Origin of the sequence: Streptomyces sp. NPDC085927, assembly GCF_044540975.1 — a bacterium.
Taxonomy (GTDB): domain Bacteria; phylum Actinomycetota; class Actinomycetes; order Streptomycetales; family Streptomycetaceae; genus Streptomyces; species Streptomyces hirsutus.
In genome coordinates this window covers 398410-424455 of the sequence record NZ_JBITSN010000005.1, presented here as the reverse complement: position 1 = coordinate 424455, position 26046 = coordinate 398410, and the positions used below count along the sequence as shown (strand labels likewise).

Below are 26046 nucleotides of genomic sequence, written 5' to 3'. Positions count from 1 at the left end.
CTGCTGGGACCGGAAGCGGTCGGCGTGCCGAGGCCGTGTTCGTGGCCTTGTCCTTCCTCTCGGGCAGGCGTGGACGCGCCGACACCGCCTGCCCCGGTACGGGACCGGGCTGCCTGGACGGCGGATCAGGGCGTGCCTGGGTACACCACTCGACCGGGCGCATGGAAAGGGGGCGTGCGCTCGCGGCGAGCCTCTGTGGGACCACAGCACGCCGACAGCACCGCGACCGGGCCACGGCCCGGTCAGGAGCCCATGCGTTCAGGCCGCCGGTGCGTTCCGCCGCCGGTGCGTTCCGCCGCCGGCGGAGGTTCTCCCCGGCCCATCGGCGGGACTACGCGGCGCCGGGCGCGTGCTCGCATGAGGTCGGTCATGGCGGGGCGGAACGTTTCAGCACAGGTGGGGTACCCAGGGGGGACGGTTACGGAGAAATGGTGATCGCCGTGGACTCACATCGGACGGCTGTCCCGGGCGTCGAGGGAGAGGCTGTGAGCGGGGCCGGTGAAGTGCTGGATCCGGGTTTCCCGTGCGCGGTCCTGCGGGACCTGGGCACCGGCGTGTTCACTGTCGATGCCTCCGGGTGCATCACGTTCGTCAACCCGTGGACGGAGCGGCTGCTGGGCAGGTCTTCCGCGCAGTTGGTCGGCCGGGACGCGCACGATCTGCTGCACCGCCGTCCCGACGGTGGCCCGGTGCCGCGTGACCAGTGCACGATGCTGGCCCGTCTGGACGGTGGCCGATCCGCCGAGGAGGGCAGCGAGGAGCACTTCCTTCGGGCCGACGGCACGACCGTGCCGATCATCTGGACCACCACTCCCCTGCTGCTGGCGGGCCGCAGGGCCGGGTTGGTGGTCGTCTTCAACGACTTCAGCCTGCACCGCGACGCCGAGGAGCGGGCTGCGGCGCACACAGCGGCCTTGGAAGCCCTGACCACCCGGCTGAACCTGGTGGCGGACGTGTCGTCGGTACTGATGTCCACCGTGGCCGCTTCCGGCCGGATCACCCAGTTGCTGCGGTTGCTGGTGCCCGCACTCGGCGACTGGGCCGCGATCGACCTGCGCTCCGAGCGGGAAAGGGCCGCCGGAGTACTCGAGCGGGTTGCCGTGCGCAGTCACACCCACCCTCGGCTGGCGCGGCGGTTGGAGGGGCCGCTGCCCCCGCTGCCACCCAGGTCCCGCCCACCGGTGGCGCGAGCCACCGGCGATGACGAGCCCGCGAGGCTGAGCGCCAGTGAGGTGCTCGGCAACCCGGACGCCCCGCTCGCCGCCACCCACCGACCGCTGTTCGACCGGCTCGGAGGCCATTCGGCCGTCGTGGTGCCGCTCCGCGCCCGGCGGCGCCACTACGGAATGCTGACCGTGGCCCGCGCCGGTGAAGCCCCCTCCCTCACGGACGACGAGATCCTGCTGCTCACGGACATCGGCCGGCGTCTGGCCCTGGTGCTGGACAACGCTCGCCTCTACCACGAGCAGCGGAACGTCGCCGAGACCATGCAGCGCCAACTGCTCGCCCCGCTGCCCCAGGTGAGCCACCTGCGCATGGCCGCCCGCTATCAGCCCGCGCAGAGCACCATGGAGATCGGCGGCGACTGGTACGACGCTTTCCTGCTCTCCGACGGTGCCCTGGCCCTGGTGATCGGGGACGTGGTCGGCCACGATCTTGAGGCGGCCTCCCACATGGCCGAAGCCCGCAACATGCTGCGCGCCCTGGCCTGGGTCCACCAGGAGCCACCCAGTGTGATCATGCGTTGCCTGGACGAGGCGGTGACGAACACCAGCGACGCCCCCATGGCCACGGTCGTCTTCGCCCGGGTCGAAGGCCCGGAGGGCGGCCCCTGGCGACTGCACTGGGTCAACGCGGGACATCCTCCTCCCCTGCTGGTCACCGATGAGGGAGACGCCCGCTTTCTGACCGGACACGGACCGCTCATCGGGATGAGCGCCGCCCTGAACCTCGGGCTGGAGTGGCCGGACACATATGAGGACCTGCCTCCCGAGTGCACCCTGCTGCTCTACACCGACGGCCTCGTGGAAAGCCGGGGCCGTCCGATCGACCTCGGCCTGGCCAAGCTCCGCCATCACGCCTCCATCCTGGCAGGGCGCACCGTGGACGACTTCTGTGACGAGTTGCTGGCCCGCATCAACCCCAGCGGCGACGACGTCGCCCTGCTCGCCCTGCGGCTGTGCCCTGCCGACGCGGGCGCTCACGGCGACGGCCGACCACCCCCGCAGTCCTCGTACAGCCCCGCCGCCCCGAACCGGGCCGCCCCCGGGTCGGTCCAGCTGGATGCCCCGGTGCAGGACCCCACACGCGACCTCCGAAAGGAGTGAGGACGGCTGCCCGACGGAATGAAGCAGCGGCGTCAACGCGTGGGCGGCGGGCGCAGGGCGAGGACAGCGAGGTCGTCGTGCCCGTCGCTCGGGTGCCGGTCGGCCAGGACCCGGCAGAGCGCGTCGAGCGGCAGCCCGCTGTGGGCCGAGGCGAGGGCGGCGAGCGCCTCCAGGCATTCGTCCAGGGACCGCTGAGGGTGTTCGACCAGGCCATCGGTGAACATCAGGACCGTGTCGCCGGCCAGCAGCCGGTGGATGTGGTCGGGGCGCGGCAGCGCCTCGTCCACCCCCAGGGGCAGACCCGGTTCGGCATCCAGGTAGCGGGTGCGCCCCTCGGCAGTGAAGACCAGGGGCGGGAGGTGGCCGGCGGTCGACCAGTGCAGGCGCCAGCCGTTCCCCTCGGCTTCGATGCGGGCGAGGCAGGCGGTGGTGACCGGGGCTTCGGTGATGGCGTGCAGGGTGTGGTCGAGGCGGTCCAGGACCAGACTGGGCGGGGTGCGGCGGTCGTAGAGCAGAGCGCGCAGCATGTTGCGGATCTGTGCCATGGCCGCGGCGGCGGCCAGGTCGTGGCCGAGCACGTCGCCGATGATGGCCGCGCAGCTGCCGTCCGGGAGCTGCAGTGCGTCGTACCAGTCGCCTCCCAGGTGGTGGCCGGGGGCGGTGGCGGGCCGGTAGACGGCGGCCGCGGCGAAGGGCTCGAGGTCGGGCAGCGTCGGCAGCAGCATCCGTTGGAAGTGCTCCGCGGAAGCGCGGGTCTGATCGAAGAGGCGGGCGTTCTCGATGGCGATGCCTGCCGCACCGGCCAACGCCGTCACCACGTCCTCGTCCTGGTCGTCGAACGGTTTGCCGTCACGCCGGTCGCACAGGTAGAGGTTGCCGTAGATCCGGCCGCGCACGCTGATCGCCACCCCGAGCAGGGTACGCATCGGCGGGTGCCCCGGGGGAAAGCCGAAGGAGTCCGGGTGGCGCGTCAGGTCCTTCACGCGCAGCGGCCCGGGATGGTGGATCAGATGCCCCAGCAGGCCCCGGCCGTGCGGGAATTCGGATCCGGCCAGGTCCTCGTACTCCTCGGTGCTCAGGCCGAGAGGGATGAACTCCTCCAGGACTGTGCCGTCGTCGTTCAGTACGCCGAGAACCCCGTAGCGGGCGTCGACGAGTTCCATCGCGGTACTCACGATCCGCCGCAGTACCACGGGCAGCTCGAGTTCCCGGCTGATGGAGAGGACCGCGCTCAGCAGGCCCCGCATGCGCTGCTGCGCTCCGGCCAGGTGATCCCTCTGCTCGGTGAGGCGGTCCAGGTGCTTCTCCTCGCCGGGGCGTGGAGACTCCGGGCGCCACCGGCCGTCGTCCCGGGCCACCGTGTTCCACCTCTTTTCGCACGCTGGGCGTGGTGCCGATGTCACGCATCCGAGAACATCGTGACCCACCCTGCCGTCTTCCGCACGCACACCGCACACCGCGAGGAGAGTGGTGTGCGGTGACAGCCGCCCCGTGTGCGGGCTTTCGTGGGTGAGCAGCCGCCGATCCCGTAGGGGCCACCGGTACGAGGGAGGTGGGGGCCCGGTCGGCGGTGCGGCGCGGACGGGCCGCGCCGGGTGGAGGGCGGCCCCCGACCCTGTGCCGGAGCGCTCGTGGGGCGGGAAACGGACGCGCGTCGCGGGTGGAGACGTGTGTCCTCGTCGGTGACTGCTGCGGACGGGACGCTTTTGGCACACGCCTGCGCACGCCCGGTTACGGGGCCGCGTCGTGGATCACCAGTTTGAACTCGGCGAGTGTCACCAGCCGGGAGGCGGCGTCGTTGTGCGTGACGCGCAACGCCAGGGGTGTGCCGGGTTCGACGAAGATGCCGTGGTTCTTGGCGTAGTACTGGCCGCCCGGTGTCGGGGTGCGGTGCTCGGTCGCCGTGGTGTCGTTGGGGTTCGTGGTCAGGCCGAACGGGTCCCGTACGAACTGGTCGCGCAGCTCGGTGTAGCCACCGGAGGAACCGGCCGCCTCCCACTGGATCATGGCGTACAGATGGCCCCAGCCGGCCTTGGACGGCCAGATCAGCCCACTGCGGTCGTCCGTCGCCCAGTTGCTCACCACGTACCCGTCGGGCTGAACGGCCTGGTGCATCGCGAACCGGTCGGCCGGTTCCGCCGCACCGAACGGAAACCTCATTATTCGGTACGTGCTGCCGGGTTGGATCAGCTGGTGCGTGTCGGTCTTGAGGGAGCACACCTGTACTCCTGGAACGGGAGTCGCGTCAGCAGACATACCGCGATGCTGCCCGCCGTCGGACCGGCCGATGTCGGGACCGGTCGATCCGGTGGCGGCGCTCGACGCACGGCGCACGGCGGAGTGTGCTCGTGCGCCGCCCCGCGCTCCGGCGGGCTACAACCATTGGCCCGCGGTGCGAGTCCCGTCGTCGCCGAGTCCCTCACGGCCGCGGCCAGCCGCCCGCCCACAGTCAGGGGTCCGCCTTGTCCTCCCGTGCATTGCACCGGTCCGCCGTCACTGCGGTCGCAGCCGTCGTCACCGTCACGGGGGCGGCGCCCGCGGTGTCCCGTGCCGATGCCCTCTCGTCCGGTCCCGTCGCATCCGGTGTCACGTCGGTGGCCCGGGCCGACTTCGACGCCGACGGTCACCCCGACGTGGCCGTCGCCGCCCCGGGAGGCACCATCAACGGCAGGGCGGAGGCCGGGTACACCGCCGTGGTCTACGGAATGGCCGAAGGGCCGAACGGTGTCAGGCACCAGCTGATCAGCCAGAACCGCTACGGCATACCGGGCACGGCGGAGGCGGGCGACCGCTTCGGCAGCCATCTCACGGCAGCCGACCTGGACGGCGACGGTTTCACCGACCTGGTGGCCGGAGCCCCCGGCGAGGACGTCGACGGTGCGCGTGACGTCGGGCGGCACACCGTGTTGTGGGGAAGCGAGGGCGGGCTCGCCACCGCCGTCGTCGGCGGGCACGTCGTCGTCTCGGCGCCGGGTGAGAACAGCGGGTCCGGTGCCGTGTGGGCCTTCGCCGGTACCACAGCGGGGATCACCGCCACCGGATCGGTGAGCTTCGGGCCGGGCACGCTCGCCGCGCCCATGGCCGGCGCCCGCCTCGGCTCGGCCTTCCATCGCTGACGTCGGTGGCGGTGGGACCGGGCACGTCCCCGCGGCGCAGGTGCACGAGGATTCTCCGGTCTCCGCGGGTGTCCTGCCGACGGGCCCGGTCCATTGACCGTCGGCCCGTCCGAACCGGGACGGCACGGCACGGCTCCCTTGTGCGCGACGGTGTCGGGGCGCCCGGTGGTAGTGCCTGCGATACCTCGAGGCGGGCAGCGTGTGGGCTGGTGAGGCCCCTGCGCGCACGGAAATCCAGGGGTATGACACAACGCCGCGCAGTCATCATTCCCTCGGTCCTGCTCTCCCTCGGTGCCGTCGCCCTGACCACCCCGGCCGTCGGGGACGAGGGGGCGAAGACACCGGCTCCGGTTTCGGCACCGCAGACCATCAGGTCCGGGCAGCACGGAGAGCCGGTGGTCCGTGCCATCGAGCGCAGTGCGCACACGCTCCGCAGCGTTGAGCCCGAGGGCAGCCTGCGGGACCTCGACGCGCTGGGCCGTATGGTCAAGGGGGCCGACGTGGTGGGTCTGGGTGAGGCCACCCATGGGTCGCGGGACTTCTTCCGCATGAAGCACCGGCTCTTCCGTTACCTGGTCGAGGAGAAGGGCCTCCGGGCCCTCTCCCTCGAGCTCCCCTGGAGCAGCGGTGTGCGGATCGACGACTATGTGGTGAACGGCGAGGGCAGCCTGGAGGACATCGCGCGTGAGGAGTTCCAGGGCGCGTACCGCGCCTGGCACAACCAGGACTACCTCGCACCCTGGACCGGGCCCGCCAACGCGACTACATCCTCGACACGCACACCGCACACCGCACCCCGCTCCGTGCGCGACTGGCTGGACCAGCCGCGCGTCACCTACAACATCGGTGCCGGATGGCCCGACCCCACGGAGTACAAGATCGCCCTCGGCGAGGCGCACGACATCCTCGTCCACCTCAACGAGGTCGAGGCCACTGCGTACCTGGGCACCCCCTGAGTCGGGCCGGCGGACCGTCAGCCGGCGTGGTCGAGGACCTCGCGCAGCTTGCGCGCGAATGCCTCGGGCTGCCCGGCATGGCCGAACTCACCGTCCAGGAAGCCGCCGTGGTGACTCGGGAACACTGCGGGCCGACGGCCGAGCAGCCCGGCCGCCGCCATCGCGGTGCGTCCGGTGAGGGTGTCCAGGGACTCCTCGCCCACGGCGATCTCGATCCGCGTCGGGGCGCCGGTGAGCGCGTCCGTGTCGGGGCGGTGGCTGCTGACCGCCCATGAGCGGTCGGAGAGCAGCGGATCGTCACGGGAACCGTCGTCGTCGGCCGGCATCCCCAGGGCGGCGGGGTCCGGTGCGGGCCGGGCGAAGTAGTCCTCGGTGAACTCGCCCTGCCAGGACGCCATCATGACGAACGCGGCCATGCCGGCGCCCCAGCCCTTCTCCTCGTAGGCATCCCGCACGGCCGCGCGGGCGCGTACGGCAGCCCGGGCGTCGGGGAGCAGGGTGATGAGCGGAGGCTCGTGGGCCACCAGGGTGGTCACGGCGCCGGGATACGTTTCCACCAGGGCGAGCGCGGTCACCGCTCCCCCGCTGCTCGCGAACATCTCGACCGGGCCCGCGCCGAGTGCCTCGATGACAGCGTGTACGTCGGCGGCCTGGAGGGCGGGGCTGTGGTCGACCCGGCCGTCCCTTCGGGCGCTGCGGCCGATACCACGCGGGTCGTAGGTGACCACGGTGCGCTCGGGGAAGTACGACGCCAGTGCACGGAAGCCCGTGGCGTCCATGGGCTGGCCGATCATGAACAGCGGTGGGCGTCCTCGGCGGTCGGCAACGGGCCGAGGACGTCGTGGACGAGGTCGGCTTCGGAAGTCCTGAGGGTCTGTGCATGTGCGCTCATGACGGTGCGGACCGGTCCCGAGCCGGGAACTCATCGGTGTTCGGTCATGGCGGCGCCGCAAGCTGCCGGCCATGGAGGACCAGGAGGTGTCGGCGGCACGTCGTCCGGGCCGGGTCTTCACCGAACAGCGGCTGACGCTCCCTGTTCACAGAGGGAATGGGCTGCAGCCGCGGTGTTCGGCCCCAAGGGCAGGTCGCGACGGCGGCTTGTAGCATGGTGGCCTCGGAGCCAGGAGGAACGCCCATGCATGCCGAGGCCGGCGCCGACTCCCTCGACCGGGCGACGAAGGCGTTTCTGGCGGCGCGCCCGCAGCTCTTCGGGATCGCCTACCGGATGCTCGGCAGTGCGGTCGAGGCCGAGGACATCCTGCAGGACGCCTGGCTGCGGTGGCAGAACGCCGACCGGTCGGACATCATCGAGCCGGCGGCCTTCCTGGCCACGATCACCACCCGCCTGGCCATCAATTTCGCGCAGTCCGCGCGGGTCCGGCGGGAGTCGTACGTCGGGCCGTGGCTCCCCGAGCCCGTGGACACCAGCCAGGATCCGCAGATGGGAGCAGAGCGGGCGGAGGCCCTCGAGATGGCGGTCCTGCTGCTCCTCGAGAAGCTGAACCCGGTGGAACGAGCGGCCTACGTGCTGAGGGAGGCCTTCGACTATCCCTACCAGCAGGTCGCGGAGATCCTGCAGACGTCGCAGGCCAACACGCGGCAGCTGGTGAGCCGTGCGCGCAAGCATCTGGCCGCCGAACGCCGGGAACGCGTCAGTGCGACCGATCACCAGCGGCTGCTGGAGGTGTTTCTCGCCGCCGCGCGGACGGGTGATCTCGCCGCGCTCGAGGACGTGCTCGCCGCGGACGTCGTCAGTTACTCCGACGGTGGCGGGATCCGCGGCGCGTCGCGCATTCCGGTCGTCGGGCTGCCGCACGTCACGAAGTATCTCGTCGCCTTCGCGCCGCGGTTCTGGCCCGAGGCGGGCATTCGGTGGGTCGAGGCCAACGGCCGGCCGGCCGTTCTCGTGTCGCACGGTGGGGACGCCGTGGCCCTCCTGTCCGTCGACGCGTCCGCCGAGGGGATCGAACAGATCATGTGGGTGATGAACCCGGACAAGCTGTCCCCCTATGTCGCCTCGCTGAGCAGCTGAACCGGCTTCTCGGAACCTGCGGATTCGCCGGGACGGAAATAGCCTGTCACACATACGGTCGCTGTCCTGTCTTTCCTCGTGCAGGCAGAGCAGCCCGGTGCGAGCAGGCGGATCTTCTCAGAACTCCTCCCGCCGCACCCGAGGAAACTCCGAGAGGATCCCCGTCATGAAGGTCGTAGTGATCGGTGGTACCGGACTCATCGGTTCGAAGCTGGTCGCCAGGCTCAACGAGCATGGTCACGAAGCTGTGCCGGCCGCTCCCCACACCGGTGTGAACACTCTGACGGGTGAGGGCCTGGCCGAGGTCCTGAAGGGCGCCCCGGTCGTCGTCGACGTCTCCAACTCCCCCTCCTTCGCGGACGACGACGTCATGGCGTTCTTCCGCACCTCGACCACCAACCTCCTAGAGGCGGAGGCCGACGCCGGTGCGACCCACCATGTCGCGCTGTCCGTGGTCGGCACCGAGCGGCTCCAGGAGAGCGGTTACTTCCGTGCCAAGCTGGCGCAGGAGAAGCTGATCGAGGATTCCGGGATTCCGTACTCCATCGTCCACGCCACCCAATTCTTCGAGTTCATGAAGGGCATCGCGGACGGGGCGACCGACGGCGACACGGTGCGTCTGGCCCCCGTCAAGATCCAGCCCATCCACTCCGACGACGTGGCCGCCGCCGTCGGCCGCACCGCCGTAGGCACACCCGTGAACGGTGTGGTGGAGGTCGCCGGCCCCGACACGTTCCGGCTCGACGAGCTCATCCGCAGGGCGCTCGCCGACAAGGACGACCCCCGTACGGTCGTGGCGGATCCGCATGCCCCGTACTTCGGTGCCGAGTTGCAGGAGACCACGCTCCTGCCCGGTGCCGACGCGCACCTCGCGAAGACCCGCTTCGCCGACTGGGCCGCGCAGCAGTGATGAACCGTCGGAAGTGAAGCGTCGGGGCGGCCCTGCGTTCAGGGCCGCCCCGACGCTTTCGATACACGGGATTCAATGGAGTTCAACGGGATTCCGTCAGCCCGGTTCTCCTGGTTCTCCCGGTTCAGCAGACGCCGCCTCGTGGCGCGACGTTCCTGTTGGGTGACGCAGCCCCGTATTCCGCCAACCGGCCGGCCTCACCAGCCCTTTGCGGGAATTTTCTGCCAGAGGGTACCGACGGCGCCCCGCCGGCCACGGCATCGCCGCCCCGGCACGGGACTGTGCGAGAGGAAGGAGGCCGGCATGGACGATCGGGACAATGACGGGATGCCGATCGCTGAGCTGGTCGACGAGCGACAGTGTCTTCTGGAAGTCGCCTGCCGACTGCTGGGCGGCAGCACCGGTGCGGACCGTGTCGTCAACGAGGCCTACCGGCGGTGGTACGAGTTGCCAGGGCCGGCCCGGGCTGCGATCGCCGTGCCTCGTACCTGGCTCGTGAAGGTCACGGGCGCCCTCTGCCCGGCTCGGCCGGGCCTGCCCGGCGGGAAGGAGAGCGGCCTTGACGACGACTTCGGAACTCCTCCGGACGGGGTTGTCCGCATCGTCGGGCAGCGGCGGCCCGAGCGCGCCGATCCGGCCGGCCCGGCACGTCGCAGTCGCCGGGCCCAGCGCTCGCGGCCGACGCCGCCGCGGCTGCAGGACGTGGTCGCCCGTTCCGTTCTGCGGGCCTGCATGGCGGAGGACGCGGCACTCCTGACGTCGTTGCTGACGTCCGACGCCGCAGTGTTCTTCGACGGCGGCGGCAAGGTCCGCGCTCCGGCTGATCCGGTGCACGGCGACCGGCGGGTTGCCCGCAGCCTGCTGGCCCTGCTGGCTCCGCATCCGCGGACCACCGTGTGTGTCCACGCCGTCAACGGACGGACCGGCCTCGTGGTGCGTTACGGCGGACAGGTGGCCGCCGTCGTCGGCCTCGACGTCGCCGGCCCCCACGTCGTACAGGTGTGGGTCACTCTCAACCCGGACAAACTCCGGCCCTGGAACCGACCCGATCCCCCCACAGGCCCTTGATGCGGGGCCGTGGCCAGGACGCCTCCCGGTCCTCGGAGTGACCGAGGCCTGCCGAGGGGCGCGGGCGGCGCGGTGTGCCGGTGGCTTCGCGGGGCGGCAGTGGCTGCCCGGCGCCCGTAGGGCGCCGCCGATTGCGTGGCGCGAGGGCACCGGGCGGTCTCGGGAGCCGGGATCGGGGCACCCCTGGGGCCAGTCCGTCCGGCAGCCGCCGGGACTGACCTGGCAGAGAGCGATTAAGATCTTTCCCTGCCGCACACCGGCAGGGGTGGTGACAGACCGGTGGCAGACCGGCTGGGCGGTGACCGGCTCCGCTTCGTCGTCCGGTACGAGGAACAAACGCACCGGACGGGCCGGTCGAGGGCGGGTCCGGGCAATTCTCCCGGCCCCGGGCCGGCCTCCGGATTCTTCCTGTACGCGCATGCCCGGTCACGTCGCCGCATGCAGAATGGAGCAATGGTGCCTTCCGACGATTCCGCCACGCCCCTGCCCTGGCATGCTTTGCCCCCGACTGACGCGACGGGCCGGCTCGAGGTCGACCCCGGTGCGGGACTTTCGTCGGACGAAGCTGCCCGGCGGCTGGCGGAGCACGGGCCGAACCAGTTGGACGAGGCTCCGCGTGAGCCCCGGTGGCGGGCCTTTCTCCGGCAGTTCCAGGATCTGCTGATCATCATTCTGCTGGTGGCCGCCGTGGTCAGCCTGGTGGTGTCCCAGGAGTGGGAGACCCCGATCGCGATCGCGGTGGTGGTGCTGCTCAACGCGACGATCGGGTTCGTGCAGGAGTCCCGCGCCGAGGCGGCGCTGGACGCCCTGAGGGAGATGACGGTCACTCACGCCACGGTCCGCCGTGACGGCCGCCTGATGCAACTGGCCGCCAGCGAACTGGTCCCCGGGGACGTGGTCACCCTGGCGCCCGGCGACCGGGTGCCCGCGGACGGACGGCTGCTGACGTCGGCCTCCCTGGAGGTGCAGGAGTCCGTCCTGACCGGCGAGGCACAGGCCGTGGCCAAGGACGCCGATGCCGAGGTCGCGGAGGACGCCCCGCTGGCCGACCGCGTGACGGCGGTGTTCATGAACACCGCCGTCACGCGCGGCCGCGGCGAGGTCACGGTCACCGCCACCGGCATGAGCACCGAGACCGGCCGCATCGCCGACATGCTGCACTCGGCCAAGCCCGGGCCGACGCCGCTGCAGCGTCAGATCGACGCGCTCAGCCGTACCCTCGCCCTGATCGCCGGGCTGGTCATCGCCCTGGTGTTCATCCTGGGGCTGGTGCGCGGGCAGGACTTCGGCGATCTGTTCATCAGTGCCGTGTCACTGGCGGTGGCGGCCATCCCCGAGGGCCTGCCCGCGGTGGTCGCGTTCACCCTCGCGATGGGCACGGGCCGGATGGCCAAGAAGGGGGCGATCGTCAAGAAGCTGGCGTCGGTCGAGACTCTCGGCAGCACCACCCAGATCTGCACGGACAAGACCGGCACGCTGACGCTGAACCAGATGACGGCGCGGGAGATGCTGCTGGCCGGCCGCCGGCTCACCCTTTCCGGCGAGGGTTACTCCTCCGAGGGGCGGATCCGCACCACCGACGGGCAGCCTCTGCCGCAGACCCTGGACCACGCACTGACCGCGATGGCCCTGTGCACCGACGCCGTGATCCGCGACGGTGAGGTCGTGGGTGACCCGACCGAGGGTGCCCTGGTGGTCCTGGCCGAGAAGGGCGGCATCGACGTGACGGGGCTGCGGCAGGAACGGCCGCGGCGGCTGGAGGTCCCCTTCGACTCCGACTACAAGTTCATGGCGACCTTCCACGACTGGACGGACGACTCCGGGCGTGCGGTGATCCGGTGCTTCGTCAAGGGCGCCCCCGACGTCCTCGCGGTCCGTGCGGACCGTCTCGTGGGCGAGGAGGGGATCCTGCCGTTCGACGACGCGGCCCGCCGTCGGTTCGACGAGGGCAACGCCTCGCTGGCCGAGCAGGGCATGCGGGTGATGGCGCTGGGCATGGAGGATTTCCCCGCCGACGGCTTCCAGGCCCCCCAGGACCCCAAGGATCTCCTCGACCGGATCGTGCTGACGGCCATGGTGGGCATCGTCGACCCGCCCCGCCCGGAGGCGCGTACGGCGATCGCCGAGTGCATCGACGCCGGAATCCGGGTCCGCATGATCACCGGGGACCACGCGGTGACCGCCGGTGCCATCGCCCGCGAACTCGGTATCCCCGGGGCCGCCGTGACGGGCGCCGAGCTGGACCGTATCGACGACGAAGCCGCCCTCGCCGACCGGCTGGACGAGGTGGGCGTCGTCGCCCGTGTGTCCCCCGAGCACAAGATCCGTATCGTCCGGGCGCTGCAGGACCGCGGGGACGTCGTCGCGATGACCGGCGACGGTGTCAACGACGCCCCCGCGCTGCGCAAGGCCGACATCGGGGTGGCCATGGGCATCACCGGGACGGAGGTCACCAAGGAGGCCGGCACGATGGTGCTGACCGACGACAACTTCGCCACCATCGTGTCCGCGGTCCGTGAAGGCCGCGGCATCTACGGCAACATCGTGAAGTTCACCCGGTTCCAGGTCTCCACCGCCCTGGGCTTCGTGGCCACCTTCCTCATCGCCTCACTGACCGGTCTGGCCGGCGGGGCGCCGTTCACCGCCCTGCAGATCCTGTTCGTCAACCTGGTCATGGACGGCCCGCCGGCCATGTCCCTGGGCGTCGACCCGGTCGACCCTGACGCGATGAAGCGCCCGCCGCGTGCCGCCGACGAACGCATCCTCAGCAAGCAGCGTCTCACCCGGATCCTGCTGGCGAGCGCGGTGATGGCGGCCGGCACGCTGGCGGTGCTGTTCTGGGCTCCGGGCCCGGAGGCGGAACTGGGAGAGGCGACCGTCGCGGGCACCATGGCCTTCGTCACCTTCGTGTTCTTCCAGGTCTTCAACCTGCTCAACGTGCGGCACGACACCCGCAGCGTGTTCAGCCGCGAAACGCTGCAGAACAGCTCCGCGTTCGTCGCCACGGCGGCCGTGATCGCCCTGCTCGTCGTCATCGTCGAAACCGACGCGCTGCACGGCTTCTTCACCACCACCGACCTCACCCCCGGTCAGTGGCTGGCGTGCGCTGCCGTCGGCTCGGCGATCCTGTGGGCCGGCGAAGTGCTCAAGACCGTGCTGCGAGCCCGTGCCCGCCGCGCGCGCGTCACCGGCTCGCAGCAGCCGGCATCCCGGCAGACGGCCTGACGGCGACGCCCAGGACCGACCCGCGGGGAAGAACGGTCAGGCGGACCCGGCAGGGAGGCGGGACAGGCGGACGGACCGGGCGGTCCCGCACCCGGACCGCGTTCACACGGCCGTCCGGCGTGCGTGCGGGCCGCGGGTGTCCGGCAGCCGACGATCGCCGGGGTCTCGGGGCCGGTTCGTCATCGGTGACCGCCTCCACTTGGTCGCGCAGGCCGGCGAAGCGCGCCGGCCTCGCCAGAGTGCCGAAGACCGCGACGAGCACACGTAGTTCCAGCCGGTGCACGTCCTTGCCGTCGCGTGTGATGTGCCGGCCGCAGGAGAACACCGGCCGCGCTCCCGCGGGTGCCAGGCCGGGCACCGCCTGGGCCGTCCTGCTCGCGCAGCCCCGGACTCCCCGGGGCACCAGGACCGTCAGCACCGCGTCGTGGCCGACGGAATGACGCGGCAACTGCCCGCCGACCGGCGCCCCCGCCTCACCGAGGTGTTCACGGAGCACGCCCTGGGGCCGGGCCACGCCTACGAGTCCGCCCCCGGTCTCGGCCTCGTCATCGACGGCCTCGAAGGCCTGCCGTCGGCCGGGACCGGCCGAACACCCGGAACCCGCTTCACCGTCGCGGGTTCCGGGCCCTCGGACCCTCGGTTCGCATTCACCCCCCAATTCGTTTACGGTTCAACTATCTGTTGGATCTACGCAGAAAGGGATGGTTTGCGCCATGAACGTCACCGCCGCCGTAGTCCGGGGCCAGTCGATGCCGTTTGCCGTCGAGGAGCTCGAACTGGACGATCTCCGTCCGGGCGAGGTCCGGGTCCGGATGGTCGCCACCGGCGTCTGCCACACGGATGCGATCGTGAGGGACCAGGTGTATCCGACGCCGCTGCCCGCCGTCCTCGGCCATGAAGGCGCCGGAGTCGTGGAGGCGGTAGGCAGTGCGGTCACCAGCGTGGTGCCCGGGGACCACGTGGTCCTGTCGGCCGCGTCCTGCGGCGTCTGCGCACAATGCCTGAGCGGCAGGCCGATGTACTGCGAGAACGCCTACGACCAGTGCTTCGGCGGCCGTCGCCCGGACGGCACCACCGCTCTCTCGTCGAACGGGGAGGCCGTTTCCTCCCACTTCTTCGGCCAGTCCTCCTTCGCGACCCACGCCAATGTCGTGGAACGAAGCGTGGTGAAGGTCCCCCACGACGCACCCCTGGAGAAGCTCGGCCCGCTGGGTTGCGGCCTGCAGACCGGTGCCGGAGCGGTGCTCAACGAGCTGCGGCCCGAGGCAGGCACGTCCCTGGTGGTCTTCGGGGCCGGGGCGGTGGGTTCGGCGGCCGTCATGGCGGCCAAGGTCGCCGGCTGCACCACGGTCGTCGCCGTGGACCTGCACGACTCCCGGCTGGACCTGGCCCGGCGGATCGGCGCCACCCACACGATCAACTCCGGCAGCGCCGACGTCGTGTCCGAGCTGAAGAGGATCACCGGCGGCAAGGGGGTGGACTTCGTCGTGGACACCACCGCCGTACCGGGGCTGCTGACCCAGGCGCTGGACGCCCTCGCCATCCGCGGGACCATCGTCCTGGTCGGCGCCGCCGCGGCGGGCACGACGGTTCCCTTCGAGATAGGCGAGTCCCTGCTGAAGGGCTGGACCTTCAAGACCGTCATCGAGGGCAGCTCGGTCCCGCAGGTCTTCATCCCGCACCTCGTCGAACTGTGGCAGCAGGGCCGCTTCCCCTTCGACGAGCTCGTGAAGACCTACGAGTTCGAAGCGATCAACGAGGCCTTCGCCGACTCGGCCGACGGGGCGACGATCAAACCGGTCGTCGTCTTCTGACGGTCCTGTCCGGCCCCGCGGTCACCAGCGGAGTACACAAGAGGGGCGTACGACCCTGCGAAAGCGGGGTTCGTACGCCCCTCGGGCGTCAGCGGGACTTGTCCGGTGCCGGTGTCGGTACCGGCATCTCTTTCGATGCCTGCACCTGCGCCTGTTCCTGTGCCGGGGTCTGCCGTCGGAAGGCCCAGTCCATGTTCGGCTCGAACGCGGCGCGGAAGATCCGCCGCACCGGTGCGGTGCACAGGGCGGTCACGACCACCGCCGCGATCACGGTGACGGTGACGGCGCCGAGCGGGGTGTGGAACCAGTCGTTGTGGGACCAGTGCCAGTGGTTGGCGGCCTGGATGAAGAAGCCGTGCAGCAGGTACCCGTACAGCGTGCCGGCGCCCAGCGCGGTGAACCACGTCCGGCGCCGCGGGACGAGGGCCACGAAGGCGGCGACGAGAACCGTCGAGCAGCCGAAGATCGCCAGTGTCATGACCGGCCCGTACCAGGCGGGCGCCGCGAGATCCTCGGCACTGGACTTGTGGAAGAACCAGGCGTAGTTCATCCGCGTCACGGCCCAGTAGGCCACGATCAGTGCGCCCGCGAACACCGGCACGGCCAGGATGCGCACCTCCCGGCGGCGCACCATCTCGAAGTGCTTCTTCTTCAGTGAGAGGCCGAGCACGAAGTACGGCAGGAACTGCAGGGTGCGGTGGAGGTCGAGGTCCTTGCCGATGGACGGGGCGAGGGTGGCCAGGGCCGCGATGGTGAGGGCGATGGGCAGCGGCCATCGCAGGGCCCGCCAGATCGGAGTGGTCAGCCGCCAGATGAACAGAGCGGCCAGGAACCACGTCAGATACAGGGGGTCCAGCAGGCTGATCGAGCGGTCCGGTTCGTTGTCGCTCCACCGGGTGAAGAAGGTGTATGCCACCTCGAAGACGATGTACGGCACGGCGACGCCGGTGATCAGGCGCTTGATCTTCCCCGGGCTCCAGTCGAAGCTGCGCGAGAAGTAGCCGGAGATGATGATGAACGCCGGCATGTGGAAGGCGTAGACCAGCGTGTAGAGGGCCGTGACGGTGCGGCTCTCGCTGCGCAGTGGTTCCCACGCATGGCCGACCGCCACCAGCACGATCGCCAGGTACTTGGCGTTGTCGAAGAGCGCGTCCCGCGGCTTCGCCGACCGGGCCTCCCCGCCGGTCCTGCCGCCGGCCGGTGCGGTGCGGATCTTTTCTCCGTTCGGTCTCGTCGGCGGCCCGTCCGTCTCCCCGGGGCTGCGCGAGGGCAGCGTTTCGTTCACGATTCCTTCCTTCGGGAACCCAGACAGAGCAGAACACCTCTTACAGGAGTTGCGGAAGTGACACGAGAGTAGTGACCCGTGAAACCGTAGCCGCGGCCGACGTCCGGGTAAACCCGAACCCGTGGACATGTGACGCTCGCGATCGTGCGCGGTGGCGGTGAGGGGGACCCCGTGTCCACCGGCGGCGCGGGTGCCCACTTTCGGCCATTCCCGCCGTGTCGGCACCGAGTGCACGCCTGCCCGGAGATCGCCGCTCTATGCTTCTACATGCCTGTAGAAGGCCTGTGCCGTGCGCCCGCGGGGCGTGCGGCACTGCTCTTACCGAACACTCGCACGTGAAGGAGTGGACGCCGCGATGGTGTTCAAACGACTGCTCGGCTCGCTCGGCGTGGGCGGCCCCACGGTCGACACGGTCCTCGACCCGGGTGCGCCCCGGCCCGGAGCCGCACTGACCGGGCAGGTCCATCTCAAGGGCGGTGACGCCGACTTCGACATCGAGCACATCACGCTGGAGCTGGTGGCCCGGGTCGAGGCCGAGCACGAGGAGGGGGAGAGCGAGGGCGTCGTCACCTTCGAACGGTTCACCGTGGGCGGCGGCTTCCGGCTCGGCGCCGGCGAACTGCGGAGCGTCCCGTTCACCGTGGCGCTGCCCTGGGAGACCCCCGTCACCGAGCTCCACGGCCAGGACCTGGGCATCGTCCTGGGCGTGCGGACCGAGCTCGCCGTGGCGGGTGCCAGGGACAAGGGCGACCTGGACCGGCTGAGCGTCGGGCCGCTGCCCGTGCAGGAAGCGATCCTCGAGGCGTTCGGCGGGCTCGGGTTCGGCTTCCGGTCCGCCGATCTCGAGTACGGCCGCATCGGCGGCACCGGCCAGCAACTGCCTTTCTACCAGGAGATCGAGCTGACCCCGGGGGCGCAGTACGCCCACCGGATCACCGAGGTCGAGGTGACGTTCCTCGCCGGTCCCGGCGGCATGGAGGTCGTGCTGGAGGCGGACAAGCGCGGCGGGCTCCTCTCCTCCGGCCACGACGCGGTGAACCGGTTCACGGTCTCCCACGACGGTGTCGAGCACCAGGACTGGAACGCGATCGTCGGCGAGTGGCTGCGCCGGCTCGTGGAGCACCGGGCCCCGTACGGCTCGCACGGCGATCACGGGCACGCCGGGTACCACGGGCACGACGAGCACCACCACGACGGACAGCGCTCCGGCCCCGGCATGGGGACGGTCGTCGCGGCGGGTGCGGCCGGACTGGCCGTGGGGGTCGTCGGCGGCATGGTCGCGGCCGAAGTCGTCGACGAGGTCGGGGACTTCTTCGAGGGCGAAGAGGAAGAGGCGGAGGACGAGGGCTGACCGCACGGGGGCGGGCCGGGCACGTCACGCGCCCGGCCCGCCCTGTCCGTCCCGCCGGTGGCCACGGGCATCGCCCGGTGCCTGCCGGGACTCCTCGTCGTACGACACCCCCACCCCACAGCTTCTACAGAATTGTAGAGGTTAGGCTTGCCCCGCACGGACGCCTGCCGTGCCGCACCGTCGGCACGGCAGGCGCGGCACGGCGACACGACTAGGAGGGGCGTCATGGGCGTCATCGCATGGCTGGTGCTGGGACTGCTCGCAGGGGCGGTGGCCAAGGCCATCCTGCCCGGGCGCGACCCGGGCGGGCTCATCGGCACGACGGTCATCGGCGTCGCGGGGGCCTTCCTGGGCGGCTGGCTGTCGTCGCAGTTCCTGGACCGGCCGGTGCAGCGGGAGTTCTTCGACGCCGCCACCTGGGGATCGGCGATCGTGGGCGCGCTCGTCCTGCTCATCGCCTACCGCGTCCTCTTCGGCAACTCACGCAACTGAGCACCCGGCCCGGAACGTCCTGAGCGTCGCAAACGTTCAACCACCGAGAACGACCGAGAAGGAGTACGAAGTGGGAGTTTCCCTTTCCAAGGGCGGCAATGTCTCTCTCAGCAAGGAGGCCCCGGGTCTGACCGCGGTCGTGATCGGCCTCGGCTGGGACGTACGCACCACCACCGGCACCGACTACGACCTCGACGCCTCCGCGCTGCTCCTCAACGCCTCCGGCAGGGTGCCGTCCGACCAGCACTTCGTCTTCTACAACAACCTGAAGAGCCCGGACGGCTCGGTGGAGCACACCGGGGACAACCTCACCGGCGAGGGCGAGGGCGACGACGAGTCCGTCAAGGTGAACCTCGCCGGCGTGCCCGCCGACGTCGACAAGATCGTCTTCCCGGTCTCGATCCATGACGCGGAGAACCGCGGCCAGAGCTTCGGCCAGGTCCGCAACGCCTTCATCCGGGTCGTCAACCAGGCGAACAACCAGGAGATCGCCCGCTACGACCTCTCCGAGGACGCCTCCACCGAGACGGCGATGGTCTTCGGTGAGCTCTACCGCAACGGTGCCGAGTGGAAGTTCCGCGCCGTCGGCCAGGGCTACGCCTCCGGGCTCGCCGGAATCGCCGCCGACTTCGGCGTCGGGGTCTGACACCGGCTGGACCGACTGCCGGCCCGGCCCCTCCGTGGCCGGGCCGGCACCGGCCCGGCCGCTCGCACGCTCAGGCGTCGAGACCGCCGCGCTTGACGAGCTGGCCCGCGATCACGTTGCGCTGGATCTCGTTGGTTCCCTCCCCCACGATCATCAAGGGGGCGTCGCGGAAGTAGCGTTCGACGTCGAACTCGGTCGAGTAGCCGTAACCGCCGTGGATGCGCATGGCGTTGAGGGCGATCTCCATGGCGGTCTCGGAGGCGAACAGCTTGGCCATGCCGGCCTCCATGTCGACCCGGCGCCCCGCCTCGGCCTCCCGGGCCGCGTACAGGGTGAGCTGGCGGGCCGCCGTCAGCGAGGTGGCCATGTCGGCGAGGTGGCCGCCGACGGCCTGGTGCTTCCAGATCGGCTTGCCGAAGGACTCGCGTTCCTGGGCGTAGGCGAGCGAGTCCTCCAGGGCCGCCCGGCCCACGCCGAGGGCCCGCGCGGCGACCTGGAGGCGGCCGGTCTCCAGCCCCTTCATCATCTGGGCGAAGCCCCGGCCCTCGACGCCGCCCAGTACGGAGTCGGCCGGTGTCCGGTAGTCGTCGAAGGCGAGTTCGCAGCTCTCGACGCCCTTGTAGCCGAGCTTCGGCAGGTCGCGGGAGACGGTGAGGCCGGGGCCGTGCTCGACCAGGAGGATCGAGATGCCCTGGTGCGCGGGTTCGGCCTCCGGGTCCGTCTTGCACAGCAGGGCGATCAGCTGGGAGCGCCGGGAGTTGGTGATCCAGGTCTTGGCGCCGTTGACGACATAGCCCTCGGCGTCCTTGCGGGCGACGGTGCGCATGGCCTGGAGGTCGGAGCCGCCGCCGGGTTCGGTCAGGGCCATGGTGGCCCGGATCTCGCCCGTGGCCATGCGCGGGAGGTAACTGCGCTTCTGCTCCTCGGTGCCGAAGTGGAGCAGCAGCTTGGAGACCACGGTGTGTCCGCCCATGGCGCCGGCCAGACTCATCCAGCCGCGCGCGAGTTCCTCGGTGACCAGGACGTAGCAGGGCATGGACACGGGCGTGCCGCCGTACTCCTCGGGGATGGCCAGACCGAAGATGCCGAGCTGCTTCATCTGCTCGATCAGGGCCTCGGGGTAGGTGTTGGTGTGATCGAGCTCCTGGACGACGGGCTTCACCTCCTTGGTGACGAAGTCGTGCACGGTCTCGACGACGAACCTCTCGTCGGCGGAGAGGATGTCCAGGGTGCTCACAGGGGTTTCTCCTTGGTCGGTGGTGTGTCGCGCCGTCGGACCGTGCCGCGCCGTGCGGTGCCGTGCGCGGGTGCGGTGGTGCGCCCGTCAGGCCGCCGCGCCGGCCTGGGCGGCAGCCGCCTTGGCGGCGGCGAGTTCCCTGCGCTTCTCGGCGAAGGCCAGTGCCTCGTCCCACCGGGCCCGCCGCTGGATGAGGCCGCGGTACTTCATGATCTCGGTCTGTCCGTTGACGGCGAGAGCGCCGATGACGTGGTCGCCGCTGCGGTAGAGCGCCACCCATCGCCGGTCCCGGTCCGCCGCTCCGTCCACCAGGCGCACTTCGTCCGCCTGGGGCGAGCCGACGAACTGGATCCTGCTGTCGTACCAGTCGGACCAGAAGTACGGCACGGTGCCGTACGGCTTCGCGTGGTCCGGGTCCAGGGCGTTGCGGGCCGCGGCCGCGCCCTGTTCCGCCGCGCTGGTCCAGTGTTCGAGCCGCTGCCTGCGGTCCAGGACGCCGTTGAACCAGTTGGCGACGTCCCCCGCCGCGTACACGCCGTCGACGCCGGTGTTGAGGTAGGCGTCGCAGACGATGCCGTTGTCGAGCTTCAGGCCCGAGCCTTCGAGCCATTGCACGGCGGGTGTCGCTCCGATGCCGACCACCACCAGGTCCGCGTCGAGGACGGTGCCGTCGTCGAGGACGACGCGTTCGACGCGGCCGGTCCCCTCGACGGACCGTACTCCGCTGCCGCACAGCAGCCGCGTGCCGTTGTGCTCGTGCAGGGCCGCGATCGCGGCGCCCATCCGTGTTCCGGTGGCCCGCACCAGCGGGGTGGGGAGCGCCTCGACGACGGTGACGTCCAGGCCGCGCTTCTTCGCCGCGGAGGCGACCTCCGAGCCGATGAAGCCCGCACCGATCACCACGGTGCGCGCCCCGGCGTCCAGCGCCGTGCGTACGGCGAGGGCGTCGTCGAGCGTGCGCAGTCCGTGGACTCCGGCCAGGTGCTCGGTGCCGGGCAGGGTGCGGGCCCACGCGCCGGTGGCGATGACCAGGGCGTCGTAGGGCACGGTGCGCTCGCCCACCTGTACGACCCGTCGTGCGGTGTCGAGTCCGGTGGCCGGCTCGCCGAGGATCAGGTCGACGGCGAGTTCGTCGGCGTAGATCTCCGGGGAGCGGAAGTACGGCTGCTCGGGCCGGGCGTCGCCGTCGAGCGGGTCGAGGAATGCCTTCGACAGCGGCGGGCGGTCGTAGGGCAGGTGCTGTTCGGCACCGATCAGGGTGATCGATCCGGAGAATCCGGTCTTCCGTGCCGCCTCGACGGCGCGCAGGCCGGCCAGTGACGCCCCTACGACCACCAGGTGTTCGACATTCACGATGCGGTCCTCCCGTCAGTCCCGGACGATGCGCAGGGCCTCGGTGGGGCAGCCGGCGACCGCCTCCTCGACACCCTGGAGTTCGTCGTCGGTGATGTCGTCCTTGATGAGCACCAGTTCGCCCTCGTCGTTGACCTCGAAGAACGCGGGGGCCAGGGATTCACAGATGCCCAGCCCGGTGCACTTGCCGTAGTCGACTTCGACCTTCATCTCTCCACCTCTTGCTTCTCCGCCCCCGGATGCCGGTGGGCGACCGTGCTGTCAGGCGACCGGGAAGGCCGCGGTGATCTTGCCGACCACGATCTGTGCCGTTTCGGCACACGCGGTGGTCCCGCCGTTCGCGTACTCCTTGACCGCGTCCCCGACGTTCCACAGTCCGGTGACGGGGGTGTCGTGCGGCAGGTCGAAGCCGGCGACCGCGCGCTGCGGGGGCCAGCCGTCCCGGGTGACGTTGACGCTCAGGATGCGGGCCTTGTCGTCGAATCCCGGGAGTTCGTCGCGCAGGTCCTGCATCAGGAGTTCGGTCTCCGCGGCCTCGTCGAAGTCACCGGTCGCCGGCTTGGGCACCGCCGTGCCCACGTAGAGGTTCCAGCCCTCGGGGGCCATCTCCGGACAGATGTCGGTGAAGTTCGCGACGTAGGCCAGCCGGCGGGACTTGGCGAAGCTGAGCATGCCGGGGACGTCGACCAGCCGCTCCCGGCTGGCGAAGTTGACGGTGATCATCGAGGTGGGACGGTCGCTCTTGGCCACGAGCGTCCGGTAGTCCTCGGGCAGGTGTTCCTCACCGACGAGCCGGTTGGTCGCGGCGGGGCCCACGTCGCTGACGACGACGGGCGCCGTGACGACGGTCCGCCGGCCGTCGCGGACCACCTCGACGCCGGTGACCCTGCCGTCGTCGGTGGTGATCCTCTCGACGGAGCTGGACAGCCAGATCTGGCCGCCGTGCGACTCGATCGCCTGCGCGAGGGCCAGCCAGAGGCCGATGGTCCCTTCGGGGTGGAAGCCGAAACGCTTGAACGCGCTCTTGCGGGTGAAGTACGTGAGGAACACGCGGGCCGGGAGCTCGTCGGAGCCGACGGCGAAGACGGAGGCGCACATGTTGCGGAAGATGCCGTGCACGCCTTCGTTCTTGGTGTACTTCGACACCCATTCGGCGGTGGACAGTTCGTCCTCGGGGAGGCCGCTGTCGTTGCGGGCGGCGCCGATCCCCTTGACCAGCTTGGCGCCCTGCCGGGAGAGCTTGCCGAGCAGGAAGCCCCAGCCGCCGCCGGTGACGTCGACGTCCTTGCCACCGATGCGGTACAGGATCGGCGGCTTGGGCTCGCGGATCTCGAATTCGGCGCCGACCTCCTCGCAGGTCTGCTGGGTGATGCCGCCGACCTCGATGACGATCGCGCCGTTGTTCACCTTGAAGCCGTCGACGTCGTCGGTGGAGGCCCGTCCGCCGACCTTGTCGAGGCGTTCCAGTACGAGGGTGCGGTAGCCCTGCTTCGCCAGCCGCGCGGCGGTGAAGAGTCCGCCGGCTCCGGCGCCGACGACGACGGCGTCGAACTCGTGATCGATTGGTGTGGTCATCCTTGGCTTCCTTCTCTCAGGGACACGGACCGGACGGGCCCCGTGTGCGGGACGGATCCGACGGGCCGGGCGGATCGGGCGGATCAGTAGGAGCGGGGCAGGCCGAGGGAGGTCTGCGCGACGAAGTTGAGGACCATCTCCCGGCTCACCGGAGCGGTCCGCATCAGGCGGGTGACGAACCACAGCTCCGACAGGCCGTACTCATGGGCCAGGCCGTTGCCTCCGTGGGTCTGGATCGCCTGGTCGAGTGCCTTCAGGGAAGCTTCGGAGGCGGCGTACTTGGCGATGTTGGCCGCCTCACCGGCGGGCTCGCCGGCGTCGAAGAACTCGGCGCTCCGGTAGGTCGCGAGCCGGCCGAGCTCGACCTCGATGTGACAGGCCGCCAGCGGGTGGGCGACGCCCTGGTGGGCGCCGATCGGCGTCGACCAGACCTGGCGCTCCCTGGCGTAGTCGGCCGCCTTCCCGAGGGCGTACCGGCCCACGCCGCTGCAGATGGCGCCGACCAGGATGCGCTCGGGGTTGAGCCCGTCGAAGAGCTGACGCAGTCCCTGGCCCGCCTGCCCGATGAGGGCGTCCGGGCCGACGCGGACGTCGTCCAGGAAGACGGTGAACTGCTTGTCGGGGGACACGATCGAGGTGTCGATCCGCTGGTAGGTGAGTCCCGGGGCGTCGGTGGGGACGACGAAGAGGGAGAGTCTGCCCTTCTCGCCGGTCGAGTGGTCGGCGTCCCGTGCCGCCAGCAGGAGGGCGCCGGCCTGGTCGACGGCGGAGATGTAGTACTTCGAGCCCGAGAGGACCCAGCCGTCCCCGTCCCGGCGGGCGGTGGTGGACAGCCGGTGGCTGTTGGAGCCGGCGTCGGGCTCGGTGAGTCCGAAGGCCATCTTCCGGGTGCCGTCGGCGAGGCCGGGCAGCCATTCCCGCTTGAGTGCGTCCGACGCGTGGTGGGCCAGGATACTGCCGCAGATCGCCGGGGAGATCACCCAGATCAGCAGGGGCATGCCGTGCGCGGCGAGTTCCTCGACGACGACCACGGCCTCGGTCATGCCGCCGCCGCCACCGCCGTACTCCTCGGGGAGGTGGACGCCCAGCAGTCCGGCCTCTCCCAGGTCGCTCCACAGTTCGCCGATGTCCTCGCCGCTGCGGCCGCGCTCGATGAAGTACTGCGATCCGTACTTGGAGGCGATCCTGGCGACCGTCTCACGGATCGCGCGGTGCTCCGCCGTGTCGGTGACGAGACTTGTCATGCTCTACCGTCCTTGGAATTCGGGCCGCCGCCCGGCGGCGAAGTCGGCGATGGCGTGGGCCGCGTCCTCGGTGCCGCCGGCGGCCGCGAGGGTCCGGATCTCCGCGAGCAGTTGTCCGGAGAGGTCGGTCGTCCAGGAGTCCTGGAGGAGTCGGCGCATGCCGCCGAAGGCCCTGGTCGGTCCGGCGGCGAGCCGGGTGGCCAGCTCCAGGGCCCGCTCCTGGAGCCGGTCGGCCGGGACGACCTCGGTGACGAGGCCCCAGTCGGCGGCCTCGGCCGCCTCGACCTGCTGGTTCTCCAGGTACATACGGGCCGCGCGGCGGGGGCCCACGAGGCGGGGCAGGTGCCAGGTGCCGCCGCCGTCACCGGTGAGGCCCAGGGCGCGGAAGGCGACGACGAACTTCGTGTCCGGTGCGGCCAGCACGATGTCGGCGGCGTAGACGAAGCCGAGCCCGCCGCCGGCCACCGCGCCGTGGGCCGCCGTCACGACGGGCGCGTCGATGCGGCTGAGAATGCGGAGCGCCTCGTGGAACGGCGTGGTCATGGTCTCGAACGTGGCGCCCAGTGTCCCCGGCTCGGCCCGGGCGAAGGCGTCGATGTCGCCGCCGACGGTGAGGGCAGGTCCGTTGCCGCGGATGAGTACGGCCCGGACGGCCCGGTCCGCGGCGATCCGCCGTGCGACGGTGAGCGTTTCCTCCGCCATCCGCATGTCGATCGCGTTGCGCCGCTCGGGGCGGTCGAGACAGAGGACGGCGACCCCGTCGCGGACCACGTAGTCGATCGTCCGGAGCGCGTCGATCGTCCGGAGCGCGCCGGGGGCGGTGGACGGGGCGGGAGTGTCGGGCACGGCGGGTGCGGCCGGGCCCGCGAGCGCGTCCTTCCAGGCGGCGCTGTCGGTGAGCTGTTCGAGAGCGAGGACGCGGTGGTCGTCGCTGAAGGCGAGCAGGTGGACGAAGGCCGCGTCGAGCTCGCGTCCCGAGGCGATGCCCTCCCCCCGGTAGCGGCCTGCGACGTGGAGCCGGCCGTCGTCGAGCGCGTGGAACGACTCCGCCACGGCCCGCGCGCGGAAGTGCCGCCCGATCCGCCACCAGAACTCGCGCTGCATGACGTCCGGTCCTTCGTAGCTCCCGCCCAGCCCCAGCGGCAGGCCGTCCGTGGTCCGGCCGGTGAACTGCGGGTGCAGGATCTCGCCCAGCGCCGCCCGGTCGCCGGCGGCGAGCGCGACGTACAGCCGCTTCGCGAGCGCGACGTGGTCCTCGTAGGTCATCCGAACCCCCTCGACTATTGAATTTAAGATAAATTCAAAACTGTTCCCCTGTCAACGCCCCTCCCGGCCTGCGGCCGGACCGGGCGGAGCGATTGACCATGACACTGTTCTAATTTACGTTAGGTTAAATTATCGCCCCGGGGAGGACC

The 26046-nt window shown here is 70.8% G+C and carries 20 protein-coding genes and 1 pseudogene; 11 read left to right on the top strand and 10 right to left on the bottom strand.

The window, feature by feature from the left end:
- Positions 1-485: 485 nt before the first annotated feature.
- Positions 486-2327, top strand: a complete 1842-nt coding sequence (locus ACIF80_RS16495; protein ID WP_399804884.1) for a SpoIIE family protein phosphatase — start codon at positions 486-488, stop codon at positions 2325-2327.
- A gap of 32 nt (positions 2328-2359) precedes the next feature.
- Here ACIF80_RS16495 and ACIF80_RS16490 read toward each other — a convergent pair whose 3' ends face one another.
- Positions 2360-3574 carry a PP2C family protein-serine/threonine phosphatase gene (locus ACIF80_RS16490; RefSeq protein ID WP_399805299.1) on the bottom strand — a complete coding sequence of 405 codons (1215 nt, stop codon included), beginning with the start codon at positions 3572-3574 and terminating at the stop codon, positions 2360-2362.
- Positions 3575-4058: 484 nt separating this feature from the next.
- Positions 4059-4583: a hypothetical protein gene (locus ACIF80_RS16485; RefSeq protein WP_399804882.1), complete on the bottom strand. Its 525-nt coding sequence runs from the start codon at positions 4581-4583 to the stop codon at positions 4059-4061.
- Between the two features lie 206 nt (positions 4584-4789).
- On the opposite strand from ACIF80_RS16485, the gene ACIF80_RS16480 reads away from it, so the two are divergent.
- Together ACIF80_RS16480 and ACIF80_RS16475 are read left to right on the top strand one after the other, a co-directional pair.
- Entirely contained in the window at positions 4790-5443 is a 654-nt protein-coding gene (locus tag ACIF80_RS16480; RefSeq protein WP_399804879.1) for an FG-GAP repeat protein, read from the top strand.
- 242 nt (positions 5444-5685) lie between these two features.
- On the top strand, positions 5686-6399 hold the full coding sequence (locus ACIF80_RS16475) for a hypothetical protein (protein WP_399804877.1): 714 nt from the start codon (positions 5686-5688) through the stop codon (positions 6397-6399).
- Positions 6400-6416: 17 nt separating this feature from the next.
- Here ACIF80_RS16475 and ACIF80_RS16470 read toward each other — a convergent pair.
- Positions 6417-7291 (bottom strand): annotated as a pseudogene (locus ACIF80_RS16470) (alpha/beta fold hydrolase).
- Positions 7292-7534: 243 nt separating this feature from the next.
- On the opposite strand from ACIF80_RS16470, the gene ACIF80_RS16465 reads away from it, so the two are divergent.
- The 5 genes from ACIF80_RS16465 (at position 7535) to ACIF80_RS16445 (ending at position 15448) form a co-directional block, all read left to right on the top strand.
- Positions 7535-8431, top strand: coding sequence for an RNA polymerase sigma-70 factor (locus ACIF80_RS16465; RefSeq protein WP_399804875.1), 897 nt, complete (start codon positions 7535-7537; stop codon positions 8429-8431).
- Positions 8432-8597: 166 nt separating this feature from the next.
- A complete protein-coding gene (locus ACIF80_RS16460) occupies positions 8598-9341 on the top strand; it encodes an SDR family oxidoreductase (RefSeq protein ID WP_399804873.1) in 744 nt (247 codons plus the stop codon).
- Positions 9342-9644: 303 nt separating this feature from the next.
- Positions 9645-10409, top strand: a complete 765-nt coding sequence (locus tag ACIF80_RS16455) for an RNA polymerase subunit sigma (RefSeq protein ID WP_399804869.1) — start codon at positions 9645-9647, stop codon at positions 10407-10409.
- A 498-nt stretch (positions 10410-10907) separates the two neighbouring features.
- Positions 10908-13634 (top strand): cation-translocating P-type ATPase, encoded by a 2727-nt coding sequence (locus ACIF80_RS16450; RefSeq protein ID WP_399804867.1) that lies wholly within the window; start codon positions 10908-10910, stop codon positions 13632-13634.
- A 713-nt stretch (positions 13635-14347) separates the two neighbouring features.
- Positions 14348-15448: an NAD(P)-dependent alcohol dehydrogenase gene (locus ACIF80_RS16445; RefSeq protein ID WP_399804864.1), complete on the top strand. Its 1101-nt coding sequence runs from the start codon at positions 14348-14350 to the stop codon at positions 15446-15448.
- Positions 15449-15536: 88 nt separating this feature from the next.
- On the opposite strand, the gene ACIF80_RS16440 is transcribed toward ACIF80_RS16445, so the two are convergent.
- Positions 15537-16661 (bottom strand): acyltransferase family protein, encoded by a 1125-nt coding sequence (locus ACIF80_RS16440; protein ID WP_399805296.1) that lies wholly within the window; start codon positions 16659-16661, stop codon positions 15537-15539.
- 427 nt (positions 16662-17088) lie between these two features.
- Here ACIF80_RS16440 and ACIF80_RS16435 point away from each other — a divergent pair, with 427 nt between their 5' ends.
- The 3 genes from ACIF80_RS16435 to ACIF80_RS16425 all read left to right on the top strand — a co-directional run bounded on the left by ACIF80_RS16435 (position 17089) and on the right by ACIF80_RS16425 (position 19222).
- The gene (locus ACIF80_RS16435; RefSeq protein WP_399804861.1) at positions 17089-18084 is read left to right on the top strand and encodes a sporulation protein; all 996 of its coding nucleotides are present in this window, start codon (positions 17089-17091) and stop codon (positions 18082-18084) included.
- Between the two features lie 225 nt (positions 18085-18309).
- Entirely contained in the window at positions 18310-18576 is a 267-nt protein-coding gene (locus ACIF80_RS16430; protein ID WP_332432552.1) for a GlsB/YeaQ/YmgE family stress response membrane protein, read from the top strand.
- 70 nt (positions 18577-18646) lie between these two features.
- On the top strand, positions 18647-19222 hold the full coding sequence (locus tag ACIF80_RS16425; RefSeq protein ID WP_055607330.1) for a TerD family protein: 576 nt from the start codon (positions 18647-18649) through the stop codon (positions 19220-19222).
- Between the two features lie 70 nt (positions 19223-19292).
- Here the strand turns inward: ACIF80_RS16425 and ACIF80_RS16420 are convergent, their stop codons facing one another.
- The 6 genes from ACIF80_RS16420 to ACIF80_RS16395 form a co-directional block, all read right to left on the bottom strand.
- Positions 19293-20459, bottom strand: coding sequence for an acyl-CoA dehydrogenase family protein (locus ACIF80_RS16420; RefSeq protein ID WP_399804857.1), 1167 nt, complete (start codon positions 20457-20459; stop codon positions 19293-19295).
- Between the two features lie 87 nt (positions 20460-20546).
- Complete coding sequence (locus ACIF80_RS16415) at positions 20547-21812, bottom strand: NAD(P)/FAD-dependent oxidoreductase (RefSeq protein ID WP_399804854.1); 1266 nt, start codon at positions 21810-21812, stop codon at positions 20547-20549.
- 15 nt (positions 21813-21827) lie between these two features.
- A complete protein-coding gene (locus tag ACIF80_RS16410; protein WP_388434820.1) occupies positions 21828-22022 on the bottom strand; it encodes a ferredoxin in 195 nt (64 codons plus the stop codon).
- 51 nt (positions 22023-22073) lie between these two features.
- On the bottom strand, positions 22074-23387 hold the full coding sequence (locus ACIF80_RS16405) for a phytoene desaturase family protein (protein WP_399804851.1): 1314 nt from the start codon (positions 23385-23387) through the stop codon (positions 22074-22076).
- An 83-nt stretch (positions 23388-23470) separates the two neighbouring features.
- Positions 23471-24631: an acyl-CoA dehydrogenase family protein gene (locus ACIF80_RS16400; RefSeq protein WP_399804849.1), complete on the bottom strand. Its 1161-nt coding sequence runs from the start codon at positions 24629-24631 to the stop codon at positions 23471-23473.
- 3 nt (positions 24632-24634) lie between these two features.
- A complete protein-coding gene (locus ACIF80_RS16395) occupies positions 24635-25897 on the bottom strand; it encodes an enoyl-CoA hydratase-related protein (RefSeq protein ID WP_399804846.1) in 1263 nt (420 codons plus the stop codon).
- Positions 25898-26046 lie beyond the last annotated feature (149 nt).

What these genes read in the sequence shown, in the direction of transcription:
- ACIF80_RS16460 (WP_399804873.1), top strand. Translation starts at nt 8,598, where the DNA reads ATGAAGGTCGTAGTGATCGGTGGTACCGGACTCATCGGTTCGAAGCTG.
- ACIF80_RS16430 (WP_332432552.1), top strand. Translation starts at nt 18,310, where the DNA reads ATGGGCGTCATCGCATGGCTGGTGCTGGGACTGCTCGCAGGGGCGGTG.
- ACIF80_RS16445 (WP_399804864.1), top strand. Translation starts at nt 14,348, where the DNA reads ATGAACGTCACCGCCGCCGTAGTCCGGGGCCAGTCGATGCCGTTTGCC.
- ACIF80_RS16410 (WP_388434820.1), bottom strand. Translation starts at nt 22,022, where the DNA reads ATGAAGGTCGAAGTCGACTACGGCAAGTGCACCGGGCTGGGCATCTGT.
- ACIF80_RS16395 (WP_399804846.1), bottom strand. Translation starts at nt 25,897, where the DNA reads ATGACCTACGAGGACCACGTCGCGCTCGCGAAGCGGCTGTACGTCGCG.
- ACIF80_RS16405 (WP_399804851.1), bottom strand. Translation starts at nt 23,387, where the DNA reads ATGACCACACCAATCGATCACGAGTTCGACGCCGTCGTCGTCGGCGCC.
- ACIF80_RS16490 (WP_399805299.1), bottom strand. Translation starts at nt 3,574, where the DNA reads ATGCGGGGCCTGCTGAGCGCGGTCCTCTCCATCAGCCGGGAACTCGAG.
- ACIF80_RS16455 (WP_399804869.1), top strand. Translation starts at nt 9,645, where the DNA reads ATGGACGATCGGGACAATGACGGGATGCCGATCGCTGAGCTGGTCGAC.
- ACIF80_RS16465 (WP_399804875.1), top strand. Translation starts at nt 7,535, where the DNA reads ATGCATGCCGAGGCCGGCGCCGACTCCCTCGACCGGGCGACGAAGGCG.
- ACIF80_RS16435 (WP_399804861.1), top strand. Translation starts at nt 17,089, where the DNA reads ATGGTGTTCAAACGACTGCTCGGCTCGCTCGGCGTGGGCGGCCCCACG.
- ACIF80_RS16400 (WP_399804849.1), bottom strand. Translation starts at nt 24,631, where the DNA reads ATGACAAGTCTCGTCACCGACACGGCGGAGCACCGCGCGATCCGTGAG.
- ACIF80_RS16475 (WP_399804877.1), top strand. Translation starts at nt 5,686, where the DNA reads ATGACACAACGCCGCGCAGTCATCATTCCCTCGGTCCTGCTCTCCCTC.
- ACIF80_RS16485 (WP_399804882.1), bottom strand. Translation starts at nt 4,583, where the DNA reads ATGTCTGCTGACGCGACTCCCGTTCCAGGAGTACAGGTGTGCTCCCTC.